Origin of the sequence: Diplocloster hominis, from assembly GCF_032380655.1 — a bacterium.
GTDB classification, from domain to species: domain Bacteria; phylum Bacillota; class Clostridia; order Lachnospirales; family Lachnospiraceae; genus Diplocloster; species Diplocloster hominis.
This window is the reverse complement of sequence record NZ_JAWDIY010000002.1, coordinates 25,417-45,178: the sequence shown is the minus strand read 5'-3', so window position 1 is coordinate 45,178 and position 19,762 is coordinate 25,417. Positions and strand designations below refer to the sequence as shown.

Annotated in this window: 16 protein-coding genes; 1 reads left to right on the top strand and 15 read right to left on the bottom strand. The window is 47.7% G+C overall.

What is annotated here, in order from left to right:
- Positions 1 to 28: 28 nt before the first annotated feature.
- The 11 genes from ABC831_RS02005 to ABC831_RS01955 all read right to left on the bottom strand — a co-directional run bounded on the left by ABC831_RS02005 (position 29) and on the right by ABC831_RS01955 (position 13,440).
- Positions 29 to 1,120 (bottom strand): sugar ABC transporter substrate-binding protein, encoded by a 1,092-nt coding sequence (locus tag ABC831_RS02005; RefSeq protein WP_343246623.1) that lies wholly within the window; start codon positions 1,118 to 1,120, stop codon positions 29 to 31.
- Positions 1,121 to 1,203: 83 nt separating this feature from the next.
- Entirely contained in the window at positions 1,204 to 3,876 is a 2,673-nt protein-coding gene (locus ABC831_RS02000; protein ID WP_343246622.1) for a family 78 glycoside hydrolase catalytic domain, read from the bottom strand.
- A gap of 548 nt (positions 3,877 to 4,424) precedes the next feature.
- Positions 4,425 to 4,601: a TetR-like C-terminal domain-containing protein gene (locus ABC831_RS01995; RefSeq protein WP_343246888.1), complete on the bottom strand. Its 177-nt coding sequence runs from the start codon at positions 4,599 to 4,601 to the stop codon at positions 4,425 to 4,427.
- A 93-nt stretch (positions 4,602 to 4,694) separates the two neighbouring features.
- On the bottom strand, positions 4,695 to 5,606 hold the full coding sequence (locus tag ABC831_RS01990) for a YhcH/YjgK/YiaL family protein (protein ID WP_343246621.1): 912 nt from the start codon (positions 5,604 to 5,606) through the stop codon (positions 4,695 to 4,697).
- Between the two features lie 168 nt (positions 5,607 to 5,774).
- Positions 5,775 to 6,236: a NanQ anomerase/TabA/YiaL family protein gene (locus ABC831_RS01985; RefSeq protein ID WP_343246620.1), complete on the bottom strand. Its 462-nt coding sequence runs from the start codon at positions 6,234 to 6,236 to the stop codon at positions 5,775 to 5,777.
- Positions 6,237 to 6,342: 106 nt separating this feature from the next.
- Positions 6,343 to 6,786 carry a PPC domain-containing DNA-binding protein gene (locus ABC831_RS01980; RefSeq protein ID WP_343246619.1) on the bottom strand — a complete coding sequence of 148 codons (444 nt, stop codon included), beginning with the start codon at positions 6,784 to 6,786 and terminating at the stop codon, positions 6,343 to 6,345.
- A gap of 471 nt (positions 6,787 to 7,257) precedes the next feature.
- Positions 7,258 to 8,052, bottom strand: a complete 795-nt coding sequence (locus ABC831_RS01975; RefSeq protein WP_343246618.1) for an IclR family transcriptional regulator — start codon at positions 8,050 to 8,052, stop codon at positions 7,258 to 7,260.
- A 65-nt stretch (positions 8,053 to 8,117) separates the two neighbouring features.
- Complete coding sequence (locus ABC831_RS01970; RefSeq protein ID WP_343246617.1) at positions 8,118 to 8,846, bottom strand: hypothetical protein; 729 nt, start codon at positions 8,844 to 8,846, stop codon at positions 8,118 to 8,120.
- 67 nt (positions 8,847 to 8,913) lie between these two features.
- Positions 8,914 to 11,040 carry a hydantoinase/oxoprolinase family protein gene (locus ABC831_RS01965; protein WP_343246616.1) on the bottom strand — a complete coding sequence of 709 codons (2,127 nt, stop codon included), beginning with the start codon at positions 11,038 to 11,040 and terminating at the stop codon, positions 8,914 to 8,916.
- A 230-nt stretch (positions 11,041 to 11,270) separates the two neighbouring features.
- A complete protein-coding gene (locus ABC831_RS01960; protein ID WP_343246615.1) occupies positions 11,271 to 12,617 on the bottom strand; it encodes a citrate transporter in 1,347 nt (448 codons plus the stop codon).
- Positions 12,618 to 12,642: 25 nt separating this feature from the next.
- On the bottom strand, positions 12,643 to 13,440 hold the full coding sequence (locus tag ABC831_RS01955; RefSeq protein WP_343246614.1) for an HpcH/HpaI aldolase family protein: 798 nt from the start codon (positions 13,438 to 13,440) through the stop codon (positions 12,643 to 12,645).
- A 581-nt stretch (positions 13,441 to 14,021) separates the two neighbouring features.
- Between ABC831_RS01955 and ABC831_RS01950 the strand changes: the two genes are divergently transcribed.
- On the top strand, positions 14,022 to 14,777 hold the full coding sequence (locus tag ABC831_RS01950; protein WP_343246613.1) for a GNAT family N-acetyltransferase: 756 nt from the start codon (positions 14,022 to 14,024) through the stop codon (positions 14,775 to 14,777).
- A gap of 229 nt (positions 14,778 to 15,006) precedes the next feature.
- Here the strand turns inward: ABC831_RS01950 and ABC831_RS01945 are convergent, their stop codons facing one another.
- The 4 genes from ABC831_RS01945 to ABC831_RS01930 form a co-directional block, all read right to left on the bottom strand.
- Positions 15,007 to 16,497 carry an ATP-binding cassette domain-containing protein gene (locus tag ABC831_RS01945; RefSeq protein WP_343246612.1) on the bottom strand — a complete coding sequence of 497 codons (1,491 nt, stop codon included), beginning with the start codon at positions 16,495 to 16,497 and terminating at the stop codon, positions 15,007 to 15,009.
- 17 nt (positions 16,498 to 16,514) lie between these two features.
- Positions 16,515 to 17,309, bottom strand: a complete 795-nt coding sequence (locus ABC831_RS01940) for a DeoR/GlpR family DNA-binding transcription regulator (RefSeq protein ID WP_343246887.1) — start codon at positions 17,307 to 17,309, stop codon at positions 16,515 to 16,517.
- A 25-nt stretch (positions 17,310 to 17,334) separates the two neighbouring features.
- Positions 17,335 to 18,270, bottom strand: a complete 936-nt coding sequence (locus tag ABC831_RS01935) for a ribokinase (RefSeq protein WP_343246611.1) — start codon at positions 18,268 to 18,270, stop codon at positions 17,335 to 17,337.
- A 314-nt stretch (positions 18,271 to 18,584) separates the two neighbouring features.
- Positions 18,585 to 19,664, bottom strand: a complete 1,080-nt coding sequence (locus ABC831_RS01930) for an autoinducer 2 ABC transporter substrate-binding protein (RefSeq protein WP_343246610.1) — start codon at positions 19,662 to 19,664, stop codon at positions 18,585 to 18,587.
- Positions 19,665 to 19,762: the final 98 nt, after the last annotated feature.

The following is a 19,762-nucleotide window of genomic DNA, read 5'->3' as shown; positions in this document are numbered from 1 at the left end:
TGGACATGTCCCCGGTTAACCTTCTTGCTTATTGCATTGCGGCAATCGCAGCGTCTCTGTCTTTTACGTATTCATTTACATTGTCCAGTGTTACGATCGTCACTTTGGTGTATCCGTTCTGCTCTACTTCTTCTCCGTTCAGGATCTTGGTAGCCATGTCCATGATCTGCTCGCCGTACAGATGGGAGTTGTAGGAAGCGGTAGCCACCCATGCGGTATCTTTGTCCTCCACATGTTTCTGAAGATTTTCAATGGGAGCCGGGTCAGCGTTGTGGGAAACTACGATACAGTCATCTTTTCTGCTCTCGCCTTCTACCGCTGCGTTGGCTGCGTAACCCCTGTCATCATTCTGTCCTACGATTACGATCTTCGTGGCGTCGGGATGGGAGTTGAGCCAGTCTTTTGTCATGGTCTGGGATTTTACATCGTCCTGTTTGGAATCCAGCCATACCACATTGTCATCCGGCACGCCGTATTTCTCCTGAAGGACATTTACCACACCGTCGTTTCTCTTTTTGATCTCATCACCGGAAGCCGCATCGTATACATTTACGATATATTCCAGTTCTCCGCCGAATTTGGAGTCTACATACTCAGCGGCTGTCTGTCCCAGGATCTCACCGGCTTCCAGGTTGTTGACACCGAAGAAGTAAGCTCCGTCATAGATACAGTCTACACTCAGCATCGGGATGTCTTCTTTGGCCAGGTCAGAAGCGATCGCAGAACCTGCTTCAGCCATAACGTTAAAGTCGATGATGATGTCTGCGCCTTTGGTTACCAGTGCTTCAATGTTCTGTTTCATCTTGGTAGCGTCACGGTCGGAAATCGTCGTATTGTATACATATCCGGCATCTTCCGCCGCTTTGTGAATTCCGCCTTCTACCGTAATGAAGAAATCTTCTTTTAACTGCATATTGCTGTAGCCGATATTATAAGCTTTTCCTTCGGCGGAACCTTCGTCACCTCCGGTCGTATCTGCCGGAGCTTCTGTGGCGTCTGCTTTCGGCGCGCTGGTCTCTTCAGCAGGTGCTGCAGCCGGTTCTTCTTTCGATCCGCACCCCGTCATCATGGTAGCCACCATAGCTGCACACAACAATACACTTAATAGTTTTTTCTTCATCTGTTTTGCCTCCCTTGGACTTTTTGTTTGTTTTTCTGTTTTATATTGAATGCATATAGCATTAATACCTATTGTTTGAAATACTAGTTTTTGGGTATCTCCGTCAGTACCGTTTCGTATTCATGTATACCCGCGCCCGCCTCATAGGTCTGTATTCCCTGATCTGAGGGCAAAAGAATCTGTGCCTTTGTATTACCCGGGATCTTACAGGTAAGCTTCAGCCGTCCTTGTTCCCATATCCAATCCACGGCGATCTCGCCGTAATTACTCCAAAGAGCCGCCTGTGCCTGCGTGACTTCCCGGGATGGCCCCGGCTTCACAAGTATCCTCCGGAATCCGGGTGCTGCCGCGTCGATACCAGCCAGACCGCTGATCAGATACTCTCCCACTGTGGTAAAACCGATGTGGCTCCAGGCGTTCATTGGCTGCGGGTGCATCGTCCCGTCCTCAAACAGGGCATCCCAGCGTTCCCACACGGCGGTGGCACCCATGGCAATCATGTAGCCAATGCCTGGATAGCGGACGGAACTTAAAAACTGGTTGGCAATTTCTGTTTTCCCGTATTTTCTCATCACATATAAGAAGTAGGGGCTGGTGGATGTACCGCCTTTCCAGCGTACATAGCCGTCTTTTGTAAGCTCCCGGATCAGATGATCCACTGCCTGATGCTCGTACTCCGGCGGAATCAGTCCCGCTGCCAGCGCCATCACATAGTCTCCCTGGCCGCCTCTCCTCAGCGATCCGTCCCGGGCGATAAAGTTCAGGCTGTATGCCCTGCGGATCTCCTCATAAAGCCTTCCGTAAAACTCAGCCCGTTCCGGCTCTCCCGCGGCTTTTAAAAGCCTCTGCATCATACAGACTGCCACCGCGTAGTGAGCGGTACCGATCATACCGGCCGATCCGTCTCCGTAACCGTGCAGGGTATCTGAGTGGCCGGTATCTTCCAGGATTCCCAGCCAGTCACATCCGGTTGCGAACCGGATATGCCGATCCGCATTTCTTTCCAGAAATTCAAAATATTTTTCTGCCTGGCTCTGATACCTGCGGAAGGTACGGATGTCTCCATACATCTGCCAGAGCGCGTACAGCATGTGAATACCATGATTGGACTGAAGGTCTCCCACGAACTGCTCGATATCCTTCATCATCATCGACGGGGCGATGGCTTCCAGCCCGCCGTCCTCGTGCTGGCCATCCCAGATGTCCGTGGTCCACTTCCGGATAAAGGCTTCCTGATGGCTGAAATAGCTCATGGCATAGGTGAAATGGTTCCCCTCTGTCCCCCAGCCCAGCCTCTCATCCCTGGCGCAGCAGTCCGTAGGCACTTCGAATTCATTGCACAGCTGCGTGTTTTTTATAATCTGAAACACCTGGTTTACGGTCTCATTGGAACAGTGAAATTCCGTAGGCTTTATCAGTTTCGTGCTGATCCTGACCGCACGTACTTCCGTGATCTCTACTCCCGGTGTCAAAATAATCTCGGCATAGCGGAAGCCGTGATAGGTGAAACGGGGCTGACAGCTCTCTTCCCCGGTTCCTTTTAAGATATAGGTGTCCAGGCATCTGGCGGATCGGTTGCCCCGCAGATAGAGCTTCCGGTTCTTATCCAGCATTTCCGCATGCCGGATCGTCACTTTACCGCCCTTCGGACCTTTTAATTTCAGTGCCACGACACCGGTTAATATCTTGCCGAAATCCAGGATCATGCTGTGCTCTTCCGAAACGACAGTCTCTGCCGGAGGGATTCTCTCCTGTTCCACTACCGGAGGACCCGGATGTGCTATCGGATATACGCCCTCGGCCCGCTCATCTCCCGTAACCACCGGTATCCAGCCGCGGTCATCGAATCCCGCTTCTGAGAATCCTGTCAGTTCCCGGTTCGCGTCATAGGTTTCCCCCTGGAAGATGTCACTCTCCAGCAACGCTCCGTAGGAGGCTTTCCAGCTTCCATCGGTCACTATGGTCTTGGCCGTACCATCGCTAAAACACAACTCCAATTGTACCATTGCACGTGGTTTGCTTCCATACCATTCTCTGGAAGTTAACCCCATATACCCGGCATACCAGCCATCCGCCAGGATCACCCCGACTGCGTTTTCCCCTTCGCGGACCAGGTCGGTAACATCATAAGCCCTGTAGTATACCGTGTGCTTGTAGTCTGACAATCCCGGTACGAAGAGGTCCTCTCCCGCTTTCCGGCCATTTATCTGTACTTCCAGAAGTCCCAGTGCGGCCATGTAGATTCTGGCTTTTTTTATCTTCTTATCGGCCCGGAACTCATGCCTCATGTATGGGAGCGGCGGAAGATAATATTGGTTGCTGCCTTTTTCAAAATCGTCCGCGCAGTAAAATGTCCGGCTGGGATCATAGGGGTTCCCGTTATCTTCGTCGCAGCCGATCCAGTCCGCTTTCCATCCTCTTCCCATCAATCCGGTTTCGAACTGTGCCGTATCACTCCACTCCGATTCCTCATCCAACTCATTCCAGAATTTCACTTCAAACCGATATGTACTGAGACATTTAAGCGTCTCTTCCCCCCGATAGGGATTCTGGATACTCTCGCAGCTCTTTGTTTTCCCGGAATCCCAGATCATTCTCCACTCATTCGATTCGGTATCTTCCTGGTATAATCGGATCTGATATGATGACTGTGCCGCCGCATCCTCTGCCGGAAGTTTCCAGCCGAATACCGGAGCCCCGTCTTCGATCTGTATGGAATTCATCTGTCCATTACAAGTCAAATCAAATGCTTTCATTGTGTCTCTCCTTCAATTTCATGAAATCCTTTTTATTAACAAAAAATAAACTTTTTTCATCAATTATGTCTACTTTTTTAGTCTTTTCATGAAATCTATTTCATGACCATTCTTTATCTTTATAGCCATTTTAGGTCAATAATCTATTTTTATATCTTTAAAATCATGAAATGGATTTTATGGCTAAAAAAATATAAATTTTCTGGCCTATTTATTTTTTATAATGAAATGGTTTTCATGATCACATTATAAGATGGTTATTCACGGATGTCAAGAACTTTTTGTAATTTTTTTATATTTATATTGCGGTTCCTGTTCTTAAGCTATCCATATTCACGAAAAACCGGCTATGAATCCGGTCTGCCGTATACACAGTGACCATGTACAGGCCGGTTTGAGACTGTAACAAAGGGGGTAATTGTAATAGACTGCGGTATTCACCAGACAGAAACAGGAACCGCAAACCCGTTCCATCAAAATTCTATCCCCGCTATATCACCGCTCGTGCTAAGCATACATCAGCAGAACTATCAGGCAGCACCGGAGTTTTATCCTAATTCAGCACGTCCCTGATATTCACTTCGGATAATTTTCTCCATCTCTTCGGGACTTTCTTTACAGCCGCCGGCCAGCCACATTTTCACTATCGCATTCAACCCGTTTCTGAAAAACTCCACATGGTATTCAATATGCTGATTATCGAAATGGCGTTTGGCCTGCTGTATATCATAATCCTGAAGTTTGAACTTGCCAAACGCCCATGCCGTTGTATGTTGTATGCCGCATGGTCGTTTGGCACGTACCGCAAACCTGCCGGGTTAATCAGCTTTTACAGTTATAGATTCCTCACGGTATTTCAAAAACTCCACGATTTCTCCTGACGGTCCATAGACGGCTCCCAGATGCATAGGCTCTGGGATATCCACATCTTTGATTTCTCCCTTTAATCTGGCTCCATATTCCAGAGCACGTTCCACCGCGGCTTCTACATCTTCCACGATTAGTGCCAGGTGAATGAAGCAGCCGTTTCGCTCCTCGAAATTTTCAGGAAGATCTTCCCGGCCTTCTCCCAGAACTTCCAGTATCCCTCCTGCGTTCAGCCGGATCATACAGGCAGGAAATCCTTTCGGATGGTTCCATTGGGCATAGCAGGTGCCGCCCACCCCTTCGGTATAGAACGCTTTTGCCGATTCAAAGTCCTTCACCCGGACAGCCAGATGATGGATTCCCATTTTTTGTCCCATGTTGACTTCCTCCTGATCTTTTTGTACCCTAATTTTGACGATCACTTTTTTTACTTCTTGTTTCTCTTTTCCATTCACGTCACATCTGGTTTTATGGCAGTCTTCGGGAGTAAACACCGCATAGTCTCCCTCCTGCAGAATCAAAGCGACCGACTTTGGCGTCTCCTGGTAGAACACGATGTCTTCCTCAGGATGATAAGGGACAGCCTCCTCATGGAAATTTTCAATGTTACTGACGAGAATTTTCTCCGTTCCCTCAATTATGTACTGAACATCCAGATATGCGCGGTGTGCTTCGAATTTTATTTCCTCCTCACCAGAGGTTTTATACTCCTGTACGACTGCAAACATTCGGCTGCCGTCAATTTCCACTCTCCCTGAAGGCAGCGTTTTTAGGTCTGTATTTTTCAGATAGTCCAGCGCTTTGGCAAGCTCCTGACCCATCCAGCCGTATGTTCCGGCAGATTCCAGTTTTTCGATTATCATATTCTCACCTGATGGTTTTATTTAGATTCCTGTTGCTTTCATTTAGACGTCTATTGCTTTCATTTAGGCTTCTGTTGCTTTCATTTAGGCTTCTGTTGCTTTCATTTAGGCTTCTGTTGCTTTCATTTAGGCTTCTGTTGCTTTCATTTAGACTTCCATTGCTTTCATTTAGGCTCTAACTTTAACTACAGCTTTCCTGATCCGGACAGTCTCACCATTTTGGGGAAAGCAGATCATCTTGTGGGCATCCTCCGGAAACAGGATCGCCATTTCTCCCTCTGACAGCCTCACATGGGCAGCATTCTCCCGTGGCTCATAGAACTGTACATCCTGCTCTGTATCATATCTTCCAGTCGGTGTGAGCCCAGACCGGTCCTCTATCAGCAGTTCCAATTCTCCCTTTAATACATATTGGATATCGATGTATTTCCTATGTGTCTCAAATGCCGCATCGATAGGATTTTCGACACGGAAACTCTGCAGCATCATATAGATTTCTTCACCGTCTATTTCATAGGTACCGTCCTCCATGGCACACAAGTTGTGGTCTTTCAGATATCGTACCGCTTTATGGATGCGGGCGGTCAGATATCCATAATCCTTCTCCCTTAAAATACTTCCCGTAATCATAATTACCTCCAGTGCCGCATTAACTGCGGCCAAATTCAGGTATGCGCTTCTGCGCTTTCCTCCTGTGCCGCATTTACTGCGGCTAATTTCAGATATGTAATTTAAATCACCCGGCATTCTTTGGTTCCAGCGCCAGCGGTCCCCACTCTGTCGGCCGCCGCACCAAATGCAGCTCTCTGTGTTCATATATAACGATCTCAGCCAGGTAGATCACACGGCATCCCGGTTCCAGATGGCCGCCCACCGCTTTTTCTTTATCAGAGACCACGGCGTGAATATGGGCTTCCCCATCGGCAATGATACCGGTCATGGATACCAGCTCCAGCGGATAATCCTGCCAGGCCGGGAAATCCTCCTCTGCCGGAAAACGGTCAATGGTATGGATCATGTGCAGAGTACATCTGTCCAGCGTACCGTATCCACAGACGAGCGTACCGTCTTTGATTCCCTGTTCACGAATAACCTGTTCAATGGATTCTCTTAGCAGATCACCTTTGTTCAGACGGATCACAAAAACCCGTCCTCCGCCCTCTGACGCATAACATCTCATAAACATTTCTTCCTTTCTCATAAATTCAACACTTGTAGGGTATCCAAAATAATAAACGAATCCTGTCCGGCCAGAGTCCGACTGGTACCTGATACCGGACCATGAAATGTATCTGGGAAATAAAAGATTGGATTACCATCCGTAAAATATTAGAATCTCAGAGTAGTGATAAAAACGAAAAGTAGATCCACAGCCTTAGCTGTGAGAAGAAATAACAGGCAGCGTTAATATACAGAACAGATCCTGCAGGGATTTACCAGTCAGCCAAATCGTCGAACTCCGCGAAACAGCGGCATGCCGCCAAGCTGCCGGACTTCCTGCAGTGTCACGCCGCAGGGCCCGGAGATATCTCGCGTTAAGCTAACTGTTTTGACAGACCAAATAATGCCGGATCGAGCTTTTGACAGACTCATACTTCTGCCGGATTGAATCTCATACCAGACCAATTCTTATGGCGCATCAGCATTTCTGTCAGATCAATTCTTTCGCCTGGCCCACAATGTTATACAGATCTTCCACGATGCTGTTGATCGTATACTGGAAAATATTCTTCATAGGCCCGGCCAGACCGATCGACGCCAGGATTTGCCGATTGTGATCCAGAGCGGGAACGGCGATACAGGTCTGTCCATCGCTTTCCTGCTCAAGTTCGATTGCGTATCCATTATTTTGTATGGTATTAAACTCTCCGTCTAATGCTTCCCAATCCGTGAGCGTATTCGGCTTGAGCTTGACCAGCGGATGCTTGCGGTATTCCTGCAGAACCGCCTCCTCACTGTAAGCCATCAGGCATTTGCCGAGGGCGCTGGTATGACTGAGTACGATGGCGCCTTCCTCGATGGCATTGCGCGGCACATATTCACTCCGGCATACCTTCAGGGCGATCACATGCTGGGGAATCGCCGGAGACTGGTACGACGGAATCGCCACGTAGACCGTCTCCTGATACTTTTCCGCGATCCTGACAGCCATATTCTGAAATACATTCACCAATGGGATGTTTTCCTTGACGGTCTTGCCGATGGTGTACAAACGCAGGCCAAGACCATACTTCGCATTTTGCTCATTTTGGTAAACATATCCTCTGGCTTTCAGAGTGGAAAGCATGCGGTAAACCGTGCTGCCAAACAGCTCGGTCCCCTCACTGATCTCGCTGATGCTGGCTTCGTGCCCGCAATGGTATAAGAACTCTATGATATCTATGGCTCTGTTTAACGATTGGATAGGTGGATTCGATGACATGGCATTTCCCTTCAATAAGTGCATAAACCCTTATAATATACAGATTATACACTTTTCTGTAATATCTTGTCAACGAGAGCTCCCCCGAATTAAGCGCCTGTTTTACATTCCTTCTCTTCGTTTCTCTTTCTGATTTCCCAGAACAGCGCGTGGGCCGCATCCGGATTATACGGATAGGACAAAAGCACATCCAGCACATAAGGCCAGAATTCAAGCCCCAGCAGCTCCTTCGCAAAACTCATTGCAGCTATCTCACTCAGGCACTGGACGTGCGCTTTATATTCCAGTGCTTTTATTTTCCAAAGCACCACCGTTGTATTTCTTGTTATGATGTCCTGTTGATGAGTCATTTCGATCCAGTGAAAGATCTCATGGGCCAGAAGAATATCGGGAATTTTGTCTATCTCTATAAGCTCATCTATTTTTTCCTGCCGGAATACCTGATCTGCCCTGGTCAGGCAGTCTTGATAAACTTCTATCAGATCCGGCTCGGTAAATTGGGCAAAGAGCACCTGTGTTCCCTTCTCCGGTGTTTCCGGACAGGTAACCTGCAGCCCCAGAGTTTTGGCCAGAGCCTTCGGGTCCGCCGTCTGATACTGTTCCATGAAGCTTTCGGCGTATCCGGCCCCGCAGGCAGCTGCCTGCTTTGCAAGCGTCTCTCTTTGTTCCCCACTCAGGCGGTCCCGCATTTTCTCCCGGGCAAAGGCGTAGGCTCCCCAGGTGGCAGCGGGCACATCCAGCAGATACCGGCACATTTCTTCCAGCGAAAGCCTCTCCATAGCCAGTTCCGGCACTGCCATTTCCTGATATCTCTTCATATAAAAATTCCCGATTTGTTTAAACAATCCTTCTCCCATTATTTCCCTCCATGTGTGCGGTTTGGTACTATAATTGATTTCTCGCGCCCACCAACAGGATCTCATCTTCTTCATCCAAAATAGAAATCTCGATATCCATCAGCATCAGAATCTGGTCCAGATCGTTGGTTCCATTGAAATCCACTACCTTCCCGCCAACGCATATATAATAGTCCGGCCTTAGTATGCTGTCCGCATTGTAGGTCGCTATATTTTCATAATAATTCCTGACCGCATCCTGATAGTCCTTTACCTTGACCGTCATGGCATCCCCGTCAGTCCGCTGAACTTTAATAAAGCCTTTTTTGTCCAGTATCCTGATCGGATTCTTATTTTCCTTCACTCCGCTGTATACATAGAAATGCTCGTTGGAGGTCAGAAGTTTTATGTCTTTTACCTGATCCCCAAAATCCTTCGCTGCGATTTCCCGGGCTTCCTTTTCCGAACACTCCGACATCAGATCTCCAGTCTTTACCTCGGTGGACCCCAGAGCGATGGCCGTCACCTTGGAGGTCTGGGAGTCGATCTCGATATGGACATCCACACTTTCCGGGGTAGCGCCGCTTTCAATAGCTTTGTTTATAGCTTCCAGCTTAATGTTGCGTATATCATTTGCAGACGGGTTCGGAATGATCCGTTCCACCACGTCTCTGACCATGGCCAACGCCACGCCGATAGAGGAAATCACTTCGGCATTCTCAGGTATGCTGTACTGGACTCCCATCTTTTTCGCGAAATAGACGATCAGTGCCGCGGCTCCTCCGCCGACTCCCACCAGGGAAATCTGTTCGGTTTCCACTTTATATTTTTCCGCCAGTTCCAGAATGATCGGCTCGATCTTCCGGTATGACCGCTCCATGATCTGTGCCGCCAGTTCTTCCACCGTGACCCCGAGATACTCTGCCACTGGCGCCATGGCTTTTCGGGCCGCTTCTGCATTTCCATAAGAAAAATATTCCGGGTCTACCAGGCCCAGCACATTCGCCGCGCAGGAATTGGTGATGGTGATCCGTTTGCCATTTTTTAATTGAACAGCCACATAGTCTGCCGGGTCTCCGGGTTTCGGCGAGAACATTTTAAGCTTCGGCTCCTCGATTTCTTTTATATCGGTATAGACCGCATAGTCCAGCCCGGCGATATGGGCGCTTCTGGGACCCACATCGATCACACCTGACTTGTTCAGCCGCACCATACTGCCGCCGGCGCATCCCAACACGCGCACATCCAGGGAACTGATGTAGGTCTTATGGCCGCCAACGATGGAATAATCGATAGCAGGACGCCCGTTCTTGATCACTCCAATATTGGTTGTGGTCCCGCCCACTTCAAAATATATCCCGTTGGATGCCCGCAGATAGATCAGGGAACCCATGACAGAAGCGGCCGGACCGGACAGCATGGTTAGGATAGGGCGTTTTTTCACCTCATTGATCTCCATCACACCGCCGTCTCCGCGCATAATCATAAGCGGGACCTGGACTCCTGCCTGCCGCACGCTTTGTTCGGTACTGGTGGCCGTATTCAGCATTTTCGGCAGGATACTGGCATTGATGGCCGCGGTCCTGGTTCTTCTGGTCAGTCCGTACAGCTTCGTGATATCCGCCGCCGCCGTGGAAGGCAGTTCCATTTCTTTCGCTATATGTTTGATCCGCTTCTCCTGTTCACTGTCATCCACCCCAAAAGCCATGGAAGCCACCATTACCTGGGCTCCCTGTCCCTTCAGGCTGTTCAGCTCTTCTTTGATCTTCTCATCGGTCAGCTCTTTCTTTTTGATAAAGGTATTAAATATTTCAATCACTTTCCCGGCGGCTATATCGATGTCGGCGATTTTCAGCTGTTTTTTCGCCAGCAATCCCTCCAGCCCGCCTCCGGCCACTCCGACGATCCCCACCTTCGCTACATCGCCTTCTACCAAAGCGTTGGTGGCCTGCGTGGTGGAATGGGCTACAAAGATAACCTCCTCCGGCCTGATGTCATTATCAGCCAGACAATTTTGAAACGCCTGAACAACTCCGGCCGCCACACCGGCTTTATCGTCATGGGTCGTCTTGACCGAGGATTTTCCGATGATCTCGTGGGTGGTATTATCGATCGCCACCGCCTTCGTATGCGTCCCCCCCACGTCAATCCCTATTCTTACTAGTCTGTCGCTCATGCTTTCCTCCAGTGCCGCATTTACTGCGGCATTTATTCAGGTATGCGTTCTACGCATTTCCTCCAGTGCCGCATTTACTGCGGCTTTATTCAGGTATACGTTCTACGTATTTCCTCCAGTGCCGCATTTACTGCGGCATATAATTATTTTACCACAGATACCAGGCATTCCGCTTACTGTTTTGACAGCCGGGAAACGGAATGCCCCGGTACGATTCTCTTTGAATCCAATTAGAATGCCATAGATCCAAACATAAAGTATGTAATGACAGCCAGCACAATACAGATAATCCAACCGCACGGTATACTGTGTTTTAAATAATCCTTACTCTCATTTTTCGTGTAATTCAACCCCCACACGATCCAGGACTGGGTAATACAGCAGGATATATTCATGGTCATAGTCGGTGCGTAGAACAGCGGATACAGGATAATCGTGCTGAATCCAAGACCTTTTAAGATTCCCAGCATAGCCGCTCCGGAGCCTGCCAGGGTAAGAGGTCCGCGGAACAGTCCCAGAGGCGCGAATACGGCAAACAGAATACAGATGCCGATGACTGACTTCGGAATCACGCCGCCCAGTACCGCGTGGAAATACGGTGCGCAGATGCTGGCCGCCTTGTTGAACGCCTGGATGAACATCATAAAGCAGAGCAGCGGCGCGGTATCAATCACCCCATCGTTAAAGTTCTTAGTGATCACTCTCGCGGTCTCTGTAAAACTGGTCAGCCTGCCGCAGGCCAACAGCGCCAGAAATGCCGAAACCAGGAAGGCAAAACAGATCGGAATCTTTAAAATAATAACCATAGCTACCGGAAGGAACGGAATCAACAGAGCGATTCCCGGTACCTTCTTCTCCTGCGGAGCTACTGTCTGTGCCGCCCACGCGTGGGATACGGCTTTCTTTTTCTTAGACGCGATAATGGTGTAGACAATGCAGACCACCAGCTGAACGATCAATGCTGCAATACCAAATTTCAGGAACGGTCCGTTGTAGACATAGCTGTCATCCCCATAGTAGATCTGGTATTGGTTAAAGGGCAGGACATTGATATACAGACCTGCGCCGATCGCCAGCATAAAGGAGGTCAGCGCCACCCGCTTGTTGATTCCCAGAGATAACAGGATCGGCAGTACGATTACTCCGATGGCGATTACCGCGCCGGTTCCGAACATACTGCTGAAAATACCTGCAACCACTACGGACAGCAGCACAGAAGTGATAACCGGCTTGTCGCCGCCCAGCTCCACGGTTTTCCGGATCAGTGCCGCCGCGATACCGGTATCCAGCAGAACTCTGCCGAAGAAAGCGCCGAAGAAAAACAGGATCGTATTCGCGCCGTTATTCGTAAACGCGTTCTGGAACACCTCTTCTATAACCGACATGACCGACAGCGACGCAATTCCTTCATTGGCGCTTAAAAATGAATCGCTGGCAAAATAATGTCCCACTGTCGCGAAGATTGCCCACAGGGTGGCCATAACCAGAACACCCAGTGCCATATTGCCGCCCTTGACGGCGTATACTACGAGACACACAAATGTTAAAAGCAGAAGAACCCCAATAACAAATTCCATACTATTCTCCTTTTCTCATTCAAGTTTATGCATGTTTCAAGGAAGCATTGTATTCATCGATCTTTGCCTGACAGGCTTTCACGTGATTCGCGATAAAGTCATATTCCCCGCCCAGATTTATCATGCGGAATCCCCTGGCGATCACATCCGGCACCGCATCCGCGTCCGGTGCGTAAGCACAGCAGATTCCGGTTTCTTTGATAATTTTGGCAACCGCATCATCATTGATCTTTTTGGCTTCCGGATGTTCCGGGTGCCCGTAGTGCCCGTAAGCACTGGCCAGATCCCACATTCCGGTATGTACGACGTCGATGTCTTTCAGTGCGATAATGTGATCCAGATCATCAATGGCCGATACGCACTCCACATCTACCATGATCACGGTGTTATCATTACACCAGTTCAGATAGTCCTCCACGCTCATGCCGTGCATTCCGAAGTGGGCCGCTCTGCTGTTAAAGCAAACTCCCCTCTTCCCGACCGGCGCGAATTTTACCCCGTTGATGACATCCTGGCAGGCCTTCGCATCTTTTACCATGGTGGCAAATATTCCGCTGAGGCCGCAGTCCATGTAATGGGCAATCACATTGGGATCACAGCAGGTGGTTCTTAAAATAGCCGCTTTGCCCAGTGCTGTGATCGCTCTGGCAGTGTTGGAGATCTGTTCTGAGCTGAAGCATCCATGTTCATTATCAATACAGATAATATCACATCCCGCCAATGCCAGCGTCTCTGCCGTACCAGGATGCGTGGATTCCAAAAACACCAGGCTCACAGCTTCTCCATTTCGTAGTTTCTTCTTTAACTCACTTTCCCGCATCATTCCTTTGTCTCCTCCTTTTCTATTTCACAATGCGTAATGATATTACGCTTTTATTATTATACTTTTTTCATATTTTGTCAATAATATTCAGAATTTTTGATATAAACAGCATTTTATACATATTTTTATGTTGTTTTCGTTTGTCCTTGCCTGCATTTTTGTATAATATATACAATATTTTTATATATATGCAAAACATTCTATTTCGCATTATGAAATGAGTTCTTTCTGTTAAATAGATTTGCTTTCTCTTTCTAACATTTTTTCACCTAATTCAATAGTTTTTTGCCATAATTAAATCTTTTAAAGACTTTACTTCCATTTTGGAATTTATAAAAGGGTGTATCTATCGTCTCACCAGTTCATTTCACATTATGTAATATTCAACTTCTATTTTCCGAAAGATCATTCAAGTTTCAAACAATAAAAGTATATATTTGGACATGAGGGTGTCATATTAAATATGTTATACTAAGAAAGATAAGGGAAACCCAAAACAGTACAGAGGAAATTCACACTATGCAGGCGTACCGCCCACATCTTGTCTTATTTCTACATTTTATTCTTTCAGGAGGCAGAACATGAGCTTTATTACGATCAGCAACGAAACTATAGAACAGGAACATCTCTGCTGCGCAATTGCAGACAAAAAACACCAGGCGGGTGTAGACGCAAAAAGAGCCTGGTTAAAAGAACAGCTTTCCGAAGGACATGTTTTCCGGAAGTTAGATGAGAGGGGCAAGGTATTTATCGAATATGCCCCTTTAGAAAAAGCCTGGGTCCCTATCGAAGGGGATCATTATCTTTATATTTATTGCCTGTGGGTTGCCGGTAGTTTCAAAGGAAAAGGATACGGGGCCGGGTTATTGAATTCCTGTCTGGAGGACGCAAGGCAAACCGGCAAGTCCGGCATCTGTGTTGTCAGTTCGAAAAAGAAAAAGCCCTATTTATCCGACAAGCAGTTTTTTGCTAAAAATGGTTTTAAGACCGTGGACACCATCGGTGCAGACTATGAGCTGCTGGCCTTATCCCTTGACGGGACCGTTCCGCGTTTTACTGACAGCGCAAAATCACTGTGTATCGAAAGCAACGCGCTCACCATTTATTACAGCCCCCAATGCCCCTATATACTAAATTGTATCGAGCAGGTCACAGCTTATTGTCAGCAGAACAATCTCCCGCTCAACCTGATCAAAGTAGACACCCTGGAAAAAGCAAAGTCCGTTCCCTGTGTCTTTAATAACTGGGCCGTTTTCTATAACGGCAGATTCAAAACCACACAGCTGCTCAACGAGGGGCAGCTCAAAAAACTATTAGATCTTCCCGGGAAAGCATAGGGCGGCTGTGCAGCAGCTTAGTGAAATCAAAAATCCAGGTTCAGGATGCACGGCAGACTTCACGTCCGACGGGCAAGGGCCTATCCACCGGGAACACATCAGTGTCCCTGGTGAATAGGCCCGGTTCCGGAACCTGGATATTGATTTCATTTAGCTGCAGCCTGCCCAAATATGAGGCAGAACCATTTCTCAATTATCCGGCAGTACCCTTTTTTATATTCCATTCGAGTCAGACATCATGTTCCTCTTCCTGTCCGCTCCAGGCAATCAGCTCCTTTTCGTGAAGCGCATAATTGTTAAACTTGCGCACCACCTTCCCGTCTTCCACTACGACAATCACATCGCAGATACCCGCGACCTCGTGATAATCGTTGGAAATCAGAATAATTCCCCTGCCCCGCATCTTCAATTCGTTCATAATATTGTAAATATCGATCTTGGATACCGTATCAATGTTGTCCGTCGGATTTGCAAATATAAAAACTTCTCCTTCGGATAAGATATTCTTGGCAATCAGGATCTTTTTCTGATGGCCGGTACTGATATGTTCGATTTTATCTTCCGGCTTTGCTTTGATCGAAAGCTTGTCCAGGTAGCTTTGGCAGATCTTCGTCTGTGTTTCCAGATCCCTGCACTTTACACGGATGGCAAACGGAAGCATATTCTCCCTGACCGTCTGTCCGGGGAACAGATACTGGTCAATCACATTGGAATCCAGAAAAATCACTCCGGCTTTCATCGCATCCTGCGGGGTAACCAGGCTTATTTCTTTCTCCCGGAATAAAACATCGCCCCCCTGCTTCGGATGATATTTATCCGAAAAAAGCAGTTCCCCAAAGGAAGCAGGTCCCTCTTTTTCCAGGCCCACCACTCCGACGATTTCCCCTTCCCGTACATACAGAGAAAAGTCGCTGATCACATTATTGCTGATATGCTTCAGTTCCAGGATCTTCGCCTGCGGTTTTACAATCGTTTTGGGAGGATGTTCATTCGTGATCTTGAACATCATATCTATGACATTTTCAGGTTTCATATCGGCGACTTTCACCGTTTCCACCAGATGCGCGTCCATGATCGCACTGATTTCATCGGAGATTTCCATCACCCTTTGAATCTGATGGGAAATATACAGGACGGCCACTCCGTCATCCGCCATATCCCTGATAATTTTCTTAATCCGGTCCCGGAAGAACTCATTCACATTCGCGTCAATTTCATCCACCACCACAACCTTTGGCGAAAACAGCTTGATGCGGAGAAGTTCCAGAATATTGCGCATAGAGTTGGAGACCTGGCTGATCTGCCAATCCATATTACACTCCAGCCCATAATGCTCCAATTCACTTTTGAGTCTTTGGACAATCTTCTTTTTATTGCGTATGACACTTAGCAGATTACCGTCTTTTATGCTGTTCAAACCGTAGAGCATGTTTTCCCGCACAGTCAATTCCGGCAGCAGCGTCGAATGATAGTCCACGATAAACACACCCGACCGCATGGCCCTTCGCACATCCCAGTTGCTGCATTCCATGCGGTCCAGATGCATATGGCCGGAGTCCTTTTGTATTACGCCTCCGACAATTTTCCCTAACGTACTCTTGCCCGCGCCATTATAGCCCAGGATTCCGTGTACTTTACCCCCCTGTAATTCCAGGGATATATTCTCCAATACTATGTTGTCCCCATACTGCTTGCAAATCTCCGAAATTTTAAATACCATGTCCCGCGTCCCTATTCCTACAAATCAAATTTCTGATGCAAACGAATACCATTCTTATAAAAACATCTTTTATAGTCTTCCGGTATGCTGCTGTCCGTCACTACATAATCTCCGCCGCAGATATCATCCACTTTAATCAGTCCTATCTTGTCAAACACTTTGCCTTCCATGATGACAACCATATTTCTGGACTTGCTTTTGATTTCTCTGTAGATCCAGGCATCCTCTTGTTCATTCACCGTCAGGCCATACTCCAGGTCAGCGCCCTGTATATGAAGAAAGGCTTTGTTTACCCGAATATCCGGAAAAGGAATCCCAATACTGCTGTTACTCATTACTTTTTTTACATAATCCACTTCACCGCCGGTCAGAATCACTTTGTTCTTCCGGTCATGCTCCATGATCTGCAGCACCATCAGGCTGTTGGTAAACACAACAACCCCTGTGCGCTCGTATAATCGTTCCGCCAAAGCGCGATTGCTCTCACCACGGCCCAAAAAGATAACATCATAATCTTCCACCAGCGTCAGGCAGATTTCCCCCAGATCCCTGGCAGAATCCGAAATCAGCACAGGCTTCACGGCAGACTGCATTTGCTGCACCTGTCCCGTCTGGGAAGAACTGGCTGAGTCATTGTTCAGAATCGCTCCACCATAGGTTCTTTTCAGAAAACCTTCCGATTCCAGCTTTTCCAGATCACGCCGGATGGTTACTTCCGACACTTTCAGGTAGCTGCTCAGCCAAATGACATCCGCCGATTTCTGTTCCGTGAGTATTTGCTTAATTTTCTCTAATCTCTCTATTTGAAACACCAAAGACACCCTTCCATATTCAGTCCTACATAGTTTCGTTCTTCAGGTACTCTTTTTCAAAATTCAAAACCGCTTCTTTTGTCGGAAGACTGGGGCTCGCCCCCTTCTTTGTCACCGCGATTGCGCCGCACTTGGTCGCGTAATCAATCGCATCTTTTGTACTTTTATTTTCAAGGACACCCACCGCGAAGCCTGCGCTGAAGCTGTCGCCCGCAGCCGTCGTGTCCACCACATTCACTTTATAGCTCTTTTGGCGTATTCGCTCATTCTTGCTGATATAGAGGCAGCCGCTGCCCCCTAATTTCACCAGCACGCATTCCACATCCAATGCCAGAAGTTCTTCCGCCGCTTCCGTGATCTCCTCCTCCGTCTGCACTTTGCGTTCAACCAGTGCCCCCAGCTCCGTCTCATTCGGGCTGATACACCAGGCTCCCCGCAGCTGCTCCGCTTTACATCCACGGATCGGACCTGCATCCACAAATACTTTCACTCCATGTTCTTTACCCAGCTGCACAATCCGTTCCACACATTCCAAAGGAATCTCCAGCTGTGTCAAAATCATATCCAACTCTGGTATCAAAGGAAGGATAACCTGATCAATATCTTCTACCGTCATTTTCTCGTTGGCGCCTGGGGATACCAGAATCCGGTTTTGGCCGTCGCCTTCCACTATAATATAACACTGGCCGCTCCCGCCGTCTTTCACCTTCATATAGCTGGTATCGATACCACTGTGTTTCAATGTATCGATCAGCCGTTTTCCATTCTCATCCTGGCCCACACACCCGAAATACACGGTATCCAGTCCCAGCTTCGCAGTCGCTCCCGCCTGATTCGCACCTTTTCCTCCGCAAATCAGTTCCACATCGTTTACATACACATTCTCTCCACCAACCGGCATATGTTCCACACCAATGACGATATCCATATTAATGCTGCCGATCACAAGCACTTTACCCATGCATGCTCCTCCTTTAACCCGTTTTTATCTTCACCAAACCGCTGAAAACGGTAAAAATTACTCTTCCAAATAATCCGGTCTCTCTTCCAAAGGTCCGGAACTCTCTTCCGCTAACTTCTAAAACTCTTCCTTAAATATTCAGTAACACTTCGACAATCTCATGAAAATTTCGACAAAAACATTCTCTTCTTACTATAATAGAATAAGAGGTGGATTGCAAGAAGCAAATCCACCTCTAGAGATTCATTTCAATAGATCAGCCGCAAGCTGTGTTTCTATTGTTGCAACATGCAGTCACCTTAGAATCTTATTCATTATTTTTTCTCGTAGTCATCCGGAGGCCCCATAACGACGATCTTGTCATTTTCCATTACCAGAGGGCTGTCCCAACCGTCGATGGTAGCGCCGTTGGATAAGGTTTTTCCATCAAGCAGAGCTTTCGCACAAGCAACGGTTAAGTATCCAAGATTCTGGGTATTCCACAGCATACCACAATCCAGAGAGCCATCAGATAATACGTCCTGGCAGTCTTCTTCAACACAGGTACCAACTACAGTAACTTTATCCTGTAATCCTAACTCACGAACAGCCTGAGCGGTTCCGATCGGAGCCGGTGTGGACATACAGATGAATCCTTTCAGATCCGGGTAAGCTTTCATAACGTCTTTTGCAGTAGACAGAGCAACATCCTGTTTCTCGTCTGTCGGGTAAGGATCTGCAACTAATTTCAGGTTCGGGAATTTTTCTTCTGCATATTCTCTTGCATATTTGATCCATGCATTTAAGTTAGCAGCGGAAAGTCCACCGGTGATGATCGCATATTCGCCTTCCTCAGTTCCCATGTACTCAACCAGTTTATCTACGCAGTGCTCGCCAAGTTCTTTATCAGAAATCTGATGAATGGAAGCGTCTACAAGATCTTCGGTTGCAGGTGTATCCCAGTCAAGAACTTTGATGCCGGCTTCTTTTGCTTTTTTCAGAACCGGATCCAGAGCAGCGGGATCGTTAGGAGCTACACAGATAGCGTCTACGCCCTGTGTAATATAATCTTCAAGCATTTTAACCTGCTCTGCAGCATCAGCTGTGGTAGGTCCGTTGTAGATTACGTTAACGCCAAGGTCTTTACCAGCTTTTTCAGCACCCTCACCAGTCTGGTTGAAGTAAGGGATACCAATCAGTTTCGGCATAACTACGATATCATAGCTTTCGCCGGAAGCAGCAGGTGCTTCACTTTCAGCCGGAGCTGCGCTCTCTGCAGGTGCTGCAGGTGCTTCGCTTTCTGCAGGTGCCGGAGTCTCAGCCGGAGCTTCTTCTTTGCTTCCGCATCCTGTTAAGGACATGGTCGCAACCATTGCTGTTACCAGTGTTAAACTAAGTAACTTTTTCAATTTCATTTCTTTTCCTCCTTTTTTTGAATGAAAATTGTTGCTCATTTTATGTAAAGACCGCGGGAGGACTTAGCCTCCCAGCTGGCCTTCGAGCCTGTTCTGTT

What these genes read in the sequence shown, in the direction of transcription:
- ABC831_RS02005 (WP_343246623.1), bottom strand. Translation starts at nt 1,120, where the DNA reads ATGAAGAAAAAACTATTAAGTGTATTGTTGTGTGCAGCTATGGTGGCT.
- ABC831_RS02000 (WP_343246622.1), bottom strand. Translation starts at nt 3,876, where the DNA reads ATGAAAGCATTTGATTTGACTTGTAATGGACAGATGAATTCCATACAG.
- ABC831_RS01990 (WP_343246621.1), bottom strand. Translation starts at nt 5,606, where the DNA reads ATGATAATCGAAAAACTGGAATCTGCCGGAACATACGGCTGGATGGGT.
- ABC831_RS01985 (WP_343246620.1), bottom strand. Translation starts at nt 6,236, where the DNA reads ATGATTACGGGAAGTATTTTAAGGGAGAAGGATTATGGATATCTGACC.
- ABC831_RS01980 (WP_343246619.1), bottom strand. Translation starts at nt 6,786, where the DNA reads ATGAGATGTTATGCGTCAGAGGGCGGAGGACGGGTTTTTGTGATCCGT.
- ABC831_RS01975 (WP_343246618.1), bottom strand. Translation starts at nt 8,052, where the DNA reads ATGCACTTATTGAAGGGAAATGCCATGTCATCGAATCCACCTATCCAA.
- ABC831_RS01970 (WP_343246617.1), bottom strand. Translation starts at nt 8,846, where the DNA reads ATGAAGAGATATCAGGAAATGGCAGTGCCGGAACTGGCTATGGAGAGG.
- ABC831_RS01965 (WP_343246616.1), bottom strand. Translation starts at nt 11,040, where the DNA reads ATGAGCGACAGACTAGTAAGAATAGGGATTGACGTGGGGGGGACGCAT.
- ABC831_RS01960 (WP_343246615.1), bottom strand. Translation starts at nt 12,617, where the DNA reads ATGGAATTTGTTATTGGGGTTCTTCTGCTTTTAACATTTGTGTGTCTC.
- ABC831_RS01955 (WP_343246614.1), bottom strand. Translation starts at nt 13,440, where the DNA reads ATGATGCGGGAAAGTGAGTTAAAGAAGAAACTACGAAATGGAGAAGCT.
- ABC831_RS01950 (WP_343246613.1), top strand. Translation starts at nt 14,022, where the DNA reads ATGAGCTTTATTACGATCAGCAACGAAACTATAGAACAGGAACATCTC.
- ABC831_RS01945 (WP_343246612.1), bottom strand. Translation starts at nt 16,497, where the DNA reads ATGGTATTTAAAATTTCGGAGATTTGCAAGCAGTATGGGGACAACATA.
- ABC831_RS01935 (WP_343246611.1), bottom strand. Translation starts at nt 18,270, where the DNA reads ATGGGTAAAGTGCTTGTGATCGGCAGCATTAATATGGATATCGTCATT.
- ABC831_RS01930 (WP_343246610.1), bottom strand. Translation starts at nt 19,664, where the DNA reads ATGAAATTGAAAAAGTTACTTAGTTTAACACTGGTAACAGCAATGGTT.